The organism is Cognatundibacterium aquatile (assembly GCF_014699135.1).
In the GTDB taxonomy this organism is placed as follows: Bacteria; Pseudomonadota; Gammaproteobacteria; order Burkholderiales; family Burkholderiaceae_D; genus Undibacterium; species Undibacterium aquatile.
Map to the genome: position 1 here is coordinate 40,066 of NZ_JACOFT010000006.1, position 12,854 is coordinate 52,919.

Consider the following 12,854-nt stretch of genomic DNA (forward strand, 5'->3'; position numbering starts at 1 on the left):
TTAGCGGGGAACAATAAACACAGCTTTTTCAGTGACGGAAACATCAGGCGCATCGAGATCTTTAACGACAAAACGAATTCGATTGGATCCTGTCTGTAGAACATTCGCCGGAACTCGTACACGCACCGGAAAAGCTTTTGCTGCGGCAGATTTAACGTCGATATCAACATTATTCAAAATTGTTGCGCCCTTAACACCCTGAATTTCTACCGAATACCTGCGTGCAGATTCCTGCGTATTCATGACTTGCAGGCGGTAGACATTTTCTATCTCGCCATTTTCAGTGATTTTTGGCATACCACGATCACGAATCACATCCACTTTTAATGGTACGTGATAGACCAGAGAAACTGCTGCGACTATGATAATTAATCCTAAAATACCGCTGTAAACCAAGGTACGTAAGCGGAATACCCGTTTCCACATCGCCTTGTTATCTAACTTGCGTGTCAGTGCATGTTCAGTTGTATAGCGGATCAATCCACGCTCATAACCCATTTTATCCATGACCTGATCACAACCATCAATACACAAACCACAAGCAATACACTCGTATTGCAAGCCGTTACGAATATCAATTCCAGTCGGGCAAACCTGAACACAGATACCACAATCAACACAAGAGCCCAGACCAGCAGCTTTAAAATCAACCTTCTTATTGCGCGAACCACGTGGTTCACCGCGCTCGGTATCGTAAGTCACAATCAATGTGTCTTTATCGAACATTGCGCTTTGGAAGCGTGCATAAGGACACATGTATTTGCAGACCTGCTCACGCATCCAGCCTGCGTTGCCGTAGGTGGCAAAACCATAAAAAAGGAACCAGAATGTTTCCCAGGGGCCCAAGGTAAAGGATCCGACAGAAATAGCTAATTCACGTATTGGCGTGAAATATCCAACAAAGGTAAAACCCGTCCACAAGCTTAAAATCAGCCATAAAAAGTGTTTAACGAATTTTAAAGAGAATTTGCGAGCAGTTAATGGACCTGTATCAAGTTTGATACGCGCATTACGGTCACCTTCAACCTTGCGCTCTATCCATAAAAAGATTTCGGTGTATACCGTTTGCGGGCAGGCGTAGCCACAAAATAAACGTCCCGCAACTGCTGTAAATAAAAACAAGGACAACGCTGAGATTACCAGCAACACCGCGAGATAAATAAAATCCTGCGGCCAGAAAACAATTCCAAATATGTAAAACTTACGTGCAACCAGATCGAACAATACCGCTTGTCTCTCATTCCAGTTGAGCCAGGCAGTACCGTAAAACAGTAACTGTGTAAAAGCCACCATTACCCAGCGCCAGGATGCAAACCAGCCCTTTTGTGTACGAGGATAAACTTTCTTACGTTCCTCAAACAGAGCCAGCTCTACTTCATCCATCGGCACCGGAGTAATGGGGATATGCTTCATTTTAAAACTTCGTCTTTCTTATTTAAACAAATGCTCTTACGCTTATTTTACGGCGTTATCCGCAGCAGGTACAACAGCGGTAGCAATTTGCTTGATGCTCTTAGCTTCAGAATCAGATACTTTCCCTGCTTCTGTATTGTTTGACAGCCCCCAGACATACGCTGCTAACAGATGAATTTTTCCTTCTGTAAGTATAGTCTTATGTGCAGGCATCTGGTTAGTGCGGCCTTTATTGATCGTTTCCATTACGGTATCGATACTGCCACCATACAACCAGATTTTATCTGTCAGATTCGGCGCACCCAAAGCCTGATTTCCCTTACCATCAGCACCATGACATGCTGCGCAAGCGGCAAACTTTGGCTTACCTATCGCTGCTTTGATAGGATCGTGTGCAGAATTAGACAAACTCAATACATAGTTAGCAACGTTACGAACATCATCATCGCTACCAATTGCTGCACCCATTGGTGGCATCATGCCGTTACGACCATGAGTGATGGTAGTCTTGATGACTTCAGGATCGCCACCATACAGCCAGTCGCTATCTGTCAGATTTGGATAACCTTTACCGCCTTGGGCATCAGATCCATGGCATTGCGCACAAGTGTTCAGGAAAAGGCGCTGACCAATTTCACGTGCTTGCGGATCTTTCGCGACATCCTTGATATCCATTGCCAGGTACTTATTGAAAATCGGACCGTATTGCGCCTCACCATCTTTCATTTCTTTTTCATAAGCACCAACCTGGCTCCAGCCGAACGATCCTTGATTTCCACCAAAACCTGGGTAGACAATCAAATAGCCCACGCTGAAAATGATCGTCAGATAGAACAACCATTTCCACCATTGCGGAAGCGGGTTGTTTTGCTCCATCAGAGTACCATCCCACACGTGACCAGTGGTTTCTGCTGGCAAAGGCTTACCATCAGCACCAACCTTCACTTTCACTTTTGACTGCGACCATAACAGCACAACGCAAAAGACCATGCCGAGAGCCACGATGGTGGCGATACCTATGCCCCACCATTCATTAAAAAAATCTGCCATGACTATTTTCCATTCTCATTATCAATTGGCAAGCGAGCCAGTTTTTCGAAGCGCTCCTTGTTACCGGAACTAAACGCCCAGTAGACGATGCCCAGAAATACAAACAGGCTAATCAACGTCACCACACTGCTCAGGATCGTGAAATTCATAATTTACCCTTTCAAAAAGTGATAACCCAAGGAGCCACTCTTTAGTTTTTATTTTTAATCGCTGTTCCAAGAACCTGCAGATATGCAATCAAAGCATCTTGCTCCGATTTATTTGCCAGTTCTGCCGGACCTGCTTTGATTTGCTCTTCAGTGTATGGAACACCTAAAGTTTTCATCGCATTCAGTTTTGGAACAATGCTATTTGGATCCAGCGGTGTTTTTGCCAACCATGGATAAGCAGGCATATTCGATTCAACAACAACTGAGCGAGGATCATTTAAGTGATCACGATGCCAGTTATCACTGTAACGACCACCGACACGTGCCAGATCAGGACCAGTACGCTTACTACCCCATTGGAAAGGATGGTCGTAGACAGACTCGCCCGCAACGGAATAGTGACCATAGCGCTCAGTTTCAGCACGGAAAGGACGAATCATCTGTGAATGGCAGCCGTAGCAACCTTCACGCAGATAAATATCACGCCCCGCCAATTGCAATGGCGTGTAAGGCTGCATTCCCTGAACAGGTTGCGTTGTCGATTTCTGAAAAAACAGCGGAACAATTTCAACCAGACCACCAAAGCTGATCGTCAGAATGGTCAGCACCAGCAGCAAGCCTACGTTACGCTCAATCAGATCATGAGTAAAATTACGCATCAAATTTCTCCTGTTGATTTAAGCATGAGCGGAATTAGCAGACAACGCAGGTATCGCGTTATTTACTGGTTTCGCAGCCATCAATGTTTTCGCAACGTTGTATGCCATGATAATCATGCCACTCAGATACATTGCACCACCTGTTAAACGGATGACGTAGTAAGGGAATGTCGCTTTAACAGACTCAACGAAAGAGTAAGTCAAAGTACCGTCTTCATTTACTGCACGCCACATCAGACCTTGCATCACACCGGCAATCCACATAGAAGCGATGTACAAAACAACGCCGATAGTCGCAACCCAGAAATGAATCTCGATCAGACGCTTGCTGTACATTTGTGTCTGTCCAAACAAACGTGGAATCAGGTAATACAAACTACCGATGGAAATAAAGCCAACCCAACCCAAAGCACCGGAGTGAACGTGACCAACAGTCCAGTCAGTGTAGTGCGACAAGGCATTCACAGTTTTGATCGCCATCATAGGACCTTCAAATGTCGACATACCATAGAAGGACAGAGACACGATCAGGAAGCGCAGGATAGGATCTGAACGCAATTTACTCCAGGCACCAGACAAGGTCATAATACCGTTGACCATACCACCCCATGATGGAGCCAGCAGAATCAGGGAGAACACCATACCGATGGACTGCGCCCAATCAGGTAATGCCGTGTAGTGCAAATGATGCGGACCCGCCCACATGTAGGTAAAAATCAATGCCCAGAAGTGAACGATCGACAAACGATAGGAGTACACAGGGCGCTCGATTTGCTTAGGAACGAAGTAATACATCATTCCAAGGAAACCTGCAGTCAGGAAGAAACCAACCGCATTATGACCGTACCACCACTGAACCATCGCATCCTGCACACCAGCATAAGCTGAGTAGGACTTAGTCAATGAAACTGGCAATGCAGCACTATTTACGATATGCAACACTGCGACGGCGAGAATGAACGCGCCGTAAAACCAGTTTGCAACATAAATATGTTCTACTTTACGTTTAGCCAGTGTGCCGAAAAATACAATCGCGTAAGCAACCCAAACGACTGCAATCAGCAAATCAATTGGCCATTCCAGTTCAGCGTATTCTTTACCCTGAGTAAAACCCAGAGGCAGAGAAACGGCTGCAGCAACGATCACCAGTTGCCAACCCCAGAAAGTAAATTCAGCCAAACCATCAGAAAACAAGCGTACGTTGGAAGTACGCTGAACTACATAATAAGATGTCGCCATCAGCGCACATCCGCCAAACGCAAAAATTACTGCATTAGTATGCAAGGGTCGCAAGCGCCCATAGCTAAGCCAAGGTATCCCTGTTAAAAATTCTGGAAAGGCCAGTTGAGTAGCAATCACCACGCCCACAAGCATGCCGACTATTCCCCAAACTACAGCCATGACAGAAAATTGGCGTACAACCCGATAGTTGTATGAGTTTTCTTTAGTTATCGTCATGATCTCACTCTGTTGTAAAAATACACTGAAAGAATAACAACCGCACTGCACAACTACATTGATACATATCAAATATTACCGGAATCTGCGCCTGCTTCATGCTATTCGCAACAGCCTCAAGAATAACGCCGATTAACGGTTTGCGCAAAAAAAACGGCACCGTTCCGGCGCCGTTTTATGGTCATCTTTTTTGATTACTGAACTACTTGAACCGGAGCTGCCAAAGCCGATTTATTAACGCTGACTTTCGCCTTTTTTTTCAACAACTCTATGTAAGTCAAAAGATCCTGTTGCGACTGCATACTGGCAATTTGCTGCGCATCTGATGCACGTTTTGCTGCATCAGGAACACCTGCACTCACCTTAGAAATACGGAAAACACTATAACCGCCACCGCCGAGCGCCACACCAACATAAGCTGGCAATTTTTGCGTGTCCGCCTTCATCACCTGCACAAATGCTGCCGCCGGAATAACCTGCGGCTTCGCACGTGAAATCACTTTCACATCCGAGAATCCGGCAACAGAATCCGCCGCTTTCAATGCGGCCAGTTTAGCCTTACCTTCTTTTTCAGCCAAAGCCTCAGCTTCGGATTGCGTAAGTTTCGCAACGATCGTCGGCTTCACCTCTTCCAACGGGCGCTTGCTAGCCGCTTTGTATTCCAGAATACGACCGGCAATCAGAGTATTTGGCGCAACCTCAACCGCTTCTGTGTTGTGTTTTTTCTTCACAGCACCGTCAGCAAAAATAGCCGTCAGAAATTTGGCATTATTCGTCACCACAGAAGCCGGCAACGCCTTATTCGGTTCGCGCACCAAACCATCAACTACTTCTATTTTGAGCTTCAGTTTGTCTGCAACCGATTTCAGACTATCCGCCTGCTCATAAACTGTATTACCAAAAGTTTCCGCCGCCTCTGCATACGCCTTTGCTGCTTTCTGCTTTTTAATATCAGCAGTAATTTGCGCCCTCACCTCATCCAGAGGTTTGACCATCGCAGGCTTAACATCCGTCAACTGAATAATATGAAAACCAAAATCGGACTGCACGACGTCACTGACTTCGCCTTGCTTCAGCTTGTAAGCAGCATCCTCAAAAGGCTTGACCATCGCACCTTTACCGAAGAAGTCGAGATCACCACCACGCTCTGCTGAGCCTGGATCCTGAGAATTTTCTTTTGCCAGCTTTGCGAATGAAGCAGGATTTTTGCGAACTTCTGCCAACAATGATTCAGCCTTCGCTTTTGCCTTCGCTTTTTCAGCATCACTCGCGTCTTTTTTCGCCGCAATCAGAATATGACTCGCGCGGCGCTGTTCATCAACGCTGTAGGCTTTCGCATTACTTTTATAAAACTCCTGCACTTCCGCATCAGAAACAGCAACCTGCGCCTGCAATACATCATTATTCAAGACAACATATTCGGCCTTGATTGACTCAGGAATTTCGAATTGCGCAGCATTTTTATCGTAATAAGCTTTCACCATTTCATCAGTGACTTTTACCTGCGAGGTAAAATCAGCCGTTTTAAAGTTCAACATCTGAACTTCACGCTCCTGCTCGCTGATCAGCGCAATACGATCCACGACCGTTTTTGGAATAAAACTCGTGTTCTGCACAGCACCAGCCAACTGCTCAACCGTCAAATCCTGGCGCATACGCTGATCAAACATAGCCTGAGTCATCCCCTGAGAAGCAAGATAATTCAGATACCGTTCTTTATCGAAGCTGCCATCCGCCTTCACCAGACCAGGCAATGCCAGAATCTGTTGCTGCAAAGTCTGATCGGTCACCGTCAGTTTGCTATTTTTAATTTCAGCAGCAACGGCTTTACGGGCAATCAACTCATCCAGAACATTTTTCCTCATTTCCGGAGTATTCAACATCTTAGAGTCGAATTGCGGACCATAGCTCTGGCGAAATTTATCCAACTGTTCGCGCAAAGCAGCATCCAGCTCCTGCTGAGTGACCGCCTGACCTGCAACCGTTGCAACCGTTGCACCGGCAGTCGCTTGCGATCTGGTATAACTCTCGATACCAAAAAAGGCGAACGAAGGAAAAATAATCAGCAACAATAAAAATTGCATTAAGCGCTGATGGGTACGAATAAATTCAAACATGTTCAACCTATCGTATGACGAAGAATAACAATCACAAAATTGCAAATATAAAAAAAGGCGAACTTTCGTTCGCCTTTTCAGTTTTCTGGCGGAGCGGACGGGGCTCGAACCCGCGACCCCCGGCGTGACAGGCCGGTATTCTAACCAACTGAACTACCACTCCTTTTTTACTACTATGTATAAATTAACTGGTGGGCGCTGAGAGGCTCGAACTCCCGACCTAAGCCTTGTAAGGGCTCCGCTCTACCAACTGAGCTAAGCGCCCGCACCTTCAATTTACACTCGCGCCACCATTGTCACGGCGCCGCGAAAGATCATTAGTTTACAGCATCTTTCAATGCTTTGCCAGGTTTAAATTTAGGAACCTTAGCCGCCTTGATTTTAATTGCTTCTCCGGTGCGTGGATTACGGCCAGTTCTCGCTGCACGTTTACCGACGGAGAAAGTACCAAAACCAACCAGTGTGACTGTACCGTTTTTCTTCAGCGTTGTTTTTACCGCACCGATCAAAGCGTCCAGAGCGCGGGAAGAAGCCGCTTTTGAAATATCCGCTGTTTTCGCAATATGATCGATCAACTCAGTTTTATTCACTTAAAGCCCCCTCACAAAAATTTGAATTTCGCGACGATGTATTCGATTGTTTCTCAGTCTCGCATCTATCACGGCAAGCAGGAAATCTGCATCCGGTATTAAAACAAGCCGGAAAGCCTTGTGTCAAGCGGTTTTACAAGCTTTCATTGCAATCTTAAAGATTAAGTTTGACTTTACTCAGTATAATTTGACCTTGATATCGTTGCTGGCTTTCTGTTAACGATAAATCGGCCCCGCCGCGCATTGCATAAATAAGCGAAAACCACATGCTGGTGGCTACGACAAAATCATACAAAAACTATCCGACACGAATATGAAACTGATTCAAAATTTAGGCACTCCACTCTCCCCTTCCGCAACCAAAGTTATGCTGCTGGGTTCAGGTGAACTTGGAAAAGAAGTCATCATTTCACTGCAACGACTGGGAGTCGAAGTGATCGCTGTGGATCGCTATGAAAATGCACCGGGTCATCAGGTCGCACATCGCGCTTACGTTATCGATATGACCGATGGCGCAGCATTGGCGGCACTGATTGAAGTCGAGCAGCCTGATCTGGTTGTTCCAGAAATCGAAGCCATCGCTACTCCGACGTTGGTTGAACTCGAAAATGCCGGCAAGGTGCAGGTGATTCCGACAGCGCGCGCAGCGTGGCTGACAATGAATCGCGAAGGCATACGCCGCCTTGCGGCAGGAACATTAGGGCTGGCGACATCGCCATATCGCTTCGCCGATAGTCTGGACGAGTTGCGCGCTGCATGCACAGAAATTGGTTTTCCCTGCATCGTTAAACCAGTCATGTCTTCTTCCGGCAAAGGACAATCAAAACTCGACAGCGCCGCCGATGTAGAAACCGCATGGAACTACGCTGCAGCAGGCGGGCGCGTCAATTCTGGTCGCGTCATTGTTGAGGGCTTCATCGATTTCGACTACGAGATTACACAACTGACCGTACGCGCCATAGGTAGCAATGGCGAAATCCAGACGCACTTCTGCGAGCCTATCGGTCACGTTCAGGTGCAAGGCGATTATGTCGAATCCTGGCAACCGCAGGCAATGCACCCGCAGGCACTGCAAGGTGCACGTGATATCGCCAAGAAAATTACCGATGATCTCGGTGGTCTCGGTTTGTTTGGGGTTGAATTATTCGTCAAAAACGAGATGGTCTGGTTCTCCGAAGTCAGCCCACGTCCACATGACACGGGCATGGTCACCATGTCGAGTCAGGTGCAGAATGAATTTGAACTGCATGCCAAAGCCATACTCGGCTTGCCGGTCGATGTCGCATTACGGACACCGGCGGCATCAGCGGTCATTTACGGCCAACACGAAGCAAAAGGGATCGCATTTGAAGGCGTTGCGGAGGCATTACAAGTACCGGGCACAGATATCCGCCTGTTCGGCAAACCCGAATCTTTCGCACGCCGTCGCATGGGCGTGGCATTGGCAGCAGCGGGCGACACCGACACAGCACGCCGCCTGGCCAAAGAAGCTGCAGCCAAAGTGAGACCTGTCGTCATAAAATAATAAAATAAATCATTTCAACAAACGCAGGTCTGTCAGCACGTTTGCCGCGACTTAAAAATCGCGGCCATTTATCAACAAGACGGCGCAACAAGACAGCGCGTTTTTATAAAGCTCTTTATGAAGAATTTCGATGTAGTCATCGTTGGCAGCGGTCTGGCTGGCTTATCCGTCGCCTTGCATCTGGCACAAACACGCAAGGTTGCCATCATCTCCAAACGCGAATTGCTTGACGGTGCCAGCAATTGGGCTCAGGGCGGCATTGCCGCCGTGCTGGATTCGCATGACAGTCATGATCAGCATATTTCAGACACACTGATCGCTGGTAGCGGCCTGTGCGATGAAGGAGCAACCCGTTATATTGTTGAGCATGGGCGTGAAGCGATAGATTGGCTGATAGAACAAGGCGTGCCATTCACCCGCGACGAGGAAGCAGAACTCGGCTTCCACCTGACGCGCGAAGGTGGTCATAGTCAGCGTCGCATCATTCATGCCGCCGACGCCACCGGACATGCGGTTCAGGTCACGCTGGAACAAAAGGTGCGTAACCACCCCAACATCGCGCTGTTTGAACATCATTACGCGATTGACGTCATCACATCAGCAAAGCTCGGCGACACCTCACCGACACCACGTTGTCTCGGTCTGTATGTTCAAGACGTTAAAACCGGAAAAGTCGATACCTTCTCCGCTCAGCATACCGTGATGGCGACCGGCGGCGCAGGCAAAGTTTATCTGTACACCACAAATCCGGATACAGCGACTGGCGACGGTATTGCAATGGCATGGCGCGCAGGCTGCCGCGTCGGCAATATGGAATTCATTCAGTTTCACCCAACCTGTCTGTATCACCCATTTGCCAAATCTTTCCTGATCACGGAAGCGGTACGTGGCGAAGGCGGTATTTTAAAATTACCCGCCGAAGCAGGTGCCGCCGCTGGCAAGCGTTTTATGGCCGATCATGATGAACGTCTGGAGCTCGCACCACGTGATGTGGTGGCGCGCGCGATCGACTTCGAAATGAAAAAACGCGGCCTCGATTATGTTGAACTCGACATCAGCCATCAGCCGCCAGAATTTTTGAAAGAGCATTTCCCGACGATTTATGCGCGCTGTCTGGAGCTGGGCATCGACATCACCAAACAAGGCATTCCGGTCGTGCCAGCGGTGCATTTTACCTGCGGCGGCATTGTTACCGACACCGATGGCAGAACTGATCTCCACGGCCTGTATGCGGTTGGGGAAACGGCTTACACCGGCCTGCATGGCGCCAATCGTCTCGCCAGCAATTCCCTGCTTGAATGTCTGGTCGTTGGCCGTGCCGCAGCAAAACACATAGAAAGTCAGGAAAGAATCACACCGATCGCCCTACCTGACTGGGATGAAAGCCGCGTCTCTGACGCCGACGAAGAAGTCGTGATCGCCCACAACTGGGATGAATTGCGCCGCTTCATGTGGAATTATGTCGGTATCGTACGCACCACCAAACGACTGGAGCGCGCGAAGCACAGGATACGTTTGCTGAAAGAAGAAATCGACGAGTATTACGCCAACTTCCGCATTTCCAACCACTTACTGGAATTGCGCAATCTGGTTGAAGTCGCCTCGCTCATCGTCAACAGTGCACTGTCTCGCCGCGAAAGTCGCGGCCTGCATTTCAGTCGCGATTATCCCGACACCTTGCCAAAGGCCTTACCAACAGTGCTGACACCGAAGCGCAAAAAATAAGCGTCAGGCGATACAACACAATCAAGAATCACGAAAACGGCAAAAAACAATGCCGCCACAGCCCAATATTTATGCGGACTCTGGCGGCATTGTTTTATGCGAAAAAAGAATGGGAAACCTGTCAGCGCTCAGATAATCCGTAAAGAATAATCCGTCGCCTTGACATCCTTGGTCAGGCTGCCGATGGAAATACGGTCAACGCCGGTTTCAGCAATCGCGCGAACGGTGACATGATCAATGCCACCGGATGCTTCCAGCAAAGCCCGGCCTGCGTTGATTGCCACGGCTTCACGCATCATTGCGGTATCGAAGTTATCCAGCAAAATCGATGTCGCACCGGCTTGCAATGCCGTCTGTAATTGCTCCAGCGTTTCCACTTCTATCTGTATGCTGACTCCGGCATTCAGGCTCAGTGCCTGTTGCATGGCAGCGGCGACACCACCGGCAGCCGCAATATGATTTTCCTTGATCAAAATGCCGTCATACAAAGCCAGACGCTGGTTTTTTCCACCACCAACACGTACCGCATATTTTTGCGCCAGACGCAATCCTGGCAAGGTTTTGCGCGTATCGAGAATCGCCGCTTTAGTGCCGGCGATGATAGCAACATACTTGCCAGTCGCAGTCGCAACCGCAGACAACAACTGCAGGAAATTCAGAGCAGAACGTTCGGCCGTCAGCAAAGCACGAGCCGGCGCCTTGATTTTGCAGACCACGGTGTTGGCCTTTATCGCCTCACCTTCGGCATATTGCCAATCCACTTCGATAGAGTGATCCAGCGTCGTCATCACGGCATCGAACCACGGCGCGCCGCACAGGATGGCATCTTCGCGCACAATCACTTGCGCCTGCACGACTTCATCAGCAGGCACCAACAAACCAGTCAGGTCGGCGGCACCGACATCTTCGGCCAGCGCATCGCGGATATTGCGTTCAAACGCTTTTTGCAGATCGGCATCGAACGGCGAATGGGAATTTTTCAAATTACTAGGCATGAGTACAAAATCCTGAGCAGAGTTCAGTTAAGCCGGACCAATGCCGGAAAATAAGCTGGCTTCTTTTGCCAGATCGGACGATGGGCGCACATTGGCTTTTTTCGCCGCCGCAAAATCCAGCATGCGATCAATGCAGACCCGCGCTTTTTGCCCGACCACAGGATCAACATGAATTTCATGATCGCCGTTTTCCAGCACATGCAACAGATTGCGCAAGCCGTTCATCGCCATCCACGGGCAATGCGCACAGCTTTTACATGTTGCGCTATTGCCCGCCGTTGGCGCAACGATGAACGTTTTGCCGGGTGCAGCCAGCTGCATTTTGTGCAGAATGCCGTTGTCGGTGGCGACAATGAATTCCTGCGCATCCATGGTCTGCGCCGCGTGAATCATTTGCGACGTCGAACCCACCACATCGGCCAGCGCGACGACGGCAGCAGGCGATTCCGGGTGCACCAGAATTTTTGCATTCGGATGCTCGGCCTTCAGCAAATCCAGCTCTATGCCTTTGAATTCATCATGCACAAGGCAGGAACCCTGCCACAACAACATGTCGGCACCGGTTTTTTTCTGGATATAGCTGCCCAGATGTTTGTCCGGCGCCCATAAGATTTTTTTGCCCTGCGCATGCAGATGCGCGACGATATCGAGACCGATACTGGACGTCACCATCCAATCGGCACGCGCTTTGACAGCCGCACTGGTATTGGCGTACACGACCACGGTGCGGTCAGGATGCGCATCGCAAAACGCCGCAAACTCATCTGCCGGGCACCCCAGATCGAGCGAGCAGGTCGCATCCAGATCCGGCATCAGTATCGTCTTTTCAGGACTCAGAATTTTGGCTGTTTCGCCCATGAATTTAACACCAGCGACGATCAGTGTTTTGGCAGGATGATCACGCCCGAAACGCGCCATTTCCAGCGAGTCAGACACGCAACCACCGGTTTCTTCGGCCAGATCCTGCAAGTCTGCATCCACATAGTAATGCGCAACCAGCACCGCCTGCTTTTCTTTCAGCAAGCTGCGGATACGGTTTTTCAGGGCGACTTTTTCTTCCGGTGTCGGCATATCCGGCACTTTGGCCCAGGCATTAGCGACACAACTGCTGCCTTCTTCCATTAAAGGACGTTCAAATTCAACGACTTTGGTAGCTTCCATCATTCTCTGCCT

General features: G+C 48.8%; 11 protein-coding genes and 2 tRNA genes. 2 read left to right on the plus strand and 11 right to left on the minus strand.

Features of this window, described 5'->3' with window-relative positions:
- The 9 genes from ccoG to H8K26_RS15205 form a co-directional block, all read right to left on the minus strand.
- A complete protein-coding gene (ccoG, locus tag H8K26_RS15165) occupies nt 1-1,413 on the minus strand; it encodes a cytochrome c oxidase accessory protein CcoG (RefSeq protein WP_190480692.1) in 1,413 nt (470 codons plus the stop codon).
- A gap of 42 nt (nt 1,414-1,455) precedes the next feature.
- Complete coding sequence (ccoP, locus tag H8K26_RS15170; RefSeq protein ID WP_186885839.1) at nt 1,456-2,463, minus strand: cytochrome-c oxidase, cbb3-type subunit III; 1,008 nt, start codon at nt 2,461-2,463, stop codon at nt 1,456-1,458.
- A gap of 2 nt (nt 2,464-2,465) precedes the next feature.
- Nucleotides 2,466-2,612: a cbb3-type cytochrome oxidase subunit 3 gene (locus tag H8K26_RS15175; protein WP_186885838.1), complete on the minus strand. Its 147-nt coding sequence runs from the start codon at nt 2,610-2,612 to the stop codon at nt 2,466-2,468.
- A gap of 41 nt (nt 2,613-2,653) precedes the next feature.
- Nucleotides 2,654-3,271, minus strand: coding sequence for a cytochrome-c oxidase, cbb3-type subunit II (gene ccoO, locus H8K26_RS15180; protein WP_190480694.1), 618 nt, complete (start codon nt 3,269-3,271; stop codon nt 2,654-2,656).
- An 18-nt stretch (nt 3,272-3,289) separates the two neighbouring features.
- Nucleotides 3,290-4,729 carry a cytochrome-c oxidase, cbb3-type subunit I gene (gene ccoN, locus H8K26_RS15185; RefSeq protein ID WP_186885836.1) on the minus strand — a complete coding sequence of 480 codons (1,440 nt, stop codon included), beginning with the start codon at nt 4,727-4,729 and terminating at the stop codon, nt 3,290-3,292.
- Between the two features lie 194 nt (nt 4,730-4,923).
- Nucleotides 4,924-6,846, minus strand: coding sequence for a SurA N-terminal domain-containing protein (locus tag H8K26_RS15190; protein WP_190480696.1), 1,923 nt, complete (start codon nt 6,844-6,846; stop codon nt 4,924-4,926).
- Between the two features lie 86 nt (nt 6,847-6,932).
- A tRNA-Asp gene (locus H8K26_RS15195) sits at nt 6,933-7,009 on the minus strand.
- A gap of 26 nt (nt 7,010-7,035) precedes the next feature.
- Nucleotides 7,036-7,111: transfer RNA gene (locus tag H8K26_RS15200), tRNA-Val, on the minus strand.
- Between the two features lie 52 nt (nt 7,112-7,163).
- On the minus strand, nt 7,164-7,436 hold the full coding sequence (locus tag H8K26_RS15205) for an HU family DNA-binding protein (RefSeq protein WP_186885834.1): 273 nt from the start codon (nt 7,434-7,436) through the stop codon (nt 7,164-7,166).
- Between the two features lie 313 nt (nt 7,437-7,749).
- Between H8K26_RS15205 and purT the strand changes: the two genes are divergently transcribed.
- Both purT and nadB read left to right on the plus strand, forming a co-directional pair.
- Complete coding sequence (purT, locus tag H8K26_RS15210; RefSeq protein ID WP_190480698.1) at nt 7,750-8,961, plus strand: formate-dependent phosphoribosylglycinamide formyltransferase; 1,212 nt, start codon at nt 7,750-7,752, stop codon at nt 8,959-8,961.
- A 117-nt stretch (nt 8,962-9,078) separates the two neighbouring features.
- Nucleotides 9,079-10,686, plus strand: a complete 1,608-nt coding sequence (gene nadB, locus H8K26_RS15215; RefSeq protein WP_190480699.1) for an L-aspartate oxidase — start codon at nt 9,079-9,081, stop codon at nt 10,684-10,686.
- 128 nt (nt 10,687-10,814) lie between these two features.
- Here nadB and nadC read toward each other — a convergent pair whose 3' ends face one another.
- On the minus strand, nt 10,815-11,681 hold the full coding sequence (gene nadC / locus H8K26_RS15220; RefSeq protein ID WP_190480702.1) for a carboxylating nicotinate-nucleotide diphosphorylase: 867 nt from the start codon (nt 11,679-11,681) through the stop codon (nt 10,815-10,817).
- A 27-nt stretch (nt 11,682-11,708) separates the two neighbouring features.
- On the minus strand, nt 11,709-12,845 hold the full coding sequence (nadA, locus tag H8K26_RS15225; RefSeq protein WP_390367063.1) for a quinolinate synthase NadA: 1,137 nt from the start codon (nt 12,843-12,845) through the stop codon (nt 11,709-11,711).
- Nucleotides 12,846-12,854 lie beyond the last annotated feature (9 nt).

Bases quoted from the DNA above. Each gene is read 5' to 3' on its own strand.
- ccoG (WP_190480692.1), bottom strand. From the start codon at position 1,413: ATGAAGCATATCCCCATTACTCCGGTGCCGATGGATGAAGTAGAGCTG.
- ccoP (WP_186885839.1), bottom strand. From the start codon at position 2,463: ATGGCAGATTTTTTTAATGAATGGTGGGGCATAGGTATCGCCACCATC.
- H8K26_RS15175 (WP_186885838.1), bottom strand. From the start codon at position 2,612: ATGAATTTCACGATCCTGAGCAGTGTGGTGACGTTGATTAGCCTGTTT.
- ccoO (WP_190480694.1), bottom strand. From the start codon at position 3,271: ATGCGTAATTTTACTCATGATCTGATTGAGCGTAACGTAGGCTTGCTG.
- ccoN (WP_186885836.1), bottom strand. From the start codon at position 4,729: ATGACGATAACTAAAGAAAACTCATACAACTATCGGGTTGTACGCCAA.
- H8K26_RS15190 (WP_190480696.1), bottom strand. From the start codon at position 6,846: ATGTTTGAATTTATTCGTACCCATCAGCGCTTAATGCAATTTTTATTG.
- purT (WP_190480698.1), top strand. From the start codon at position 7,750: ATGAAACTGATTCAAAATTTAGGCACTCCACTCTCCCCTTCCGCAACC.
- nadB (WP_190480699.1), top strand. From the start codon at position 9,079: ATGAAGAATTTCGATGTAGTCATCGTTGGCAGCGGTCTGGCTGGCTTA.
- nadC (WP_190480702.1), bottom strand. From the start codon at position 11,681: ATGCCTAGTAATTTGAAAAATTCCCATTCGCCGTTCGATGCCGATCTG.
- nadA (WP_390367063.1), bottom strand. From the start codon at position 12,845: ATGATGGAAGCTACCAAAGTCGTTGAATTTGAACGTCCTTTAATGGAA.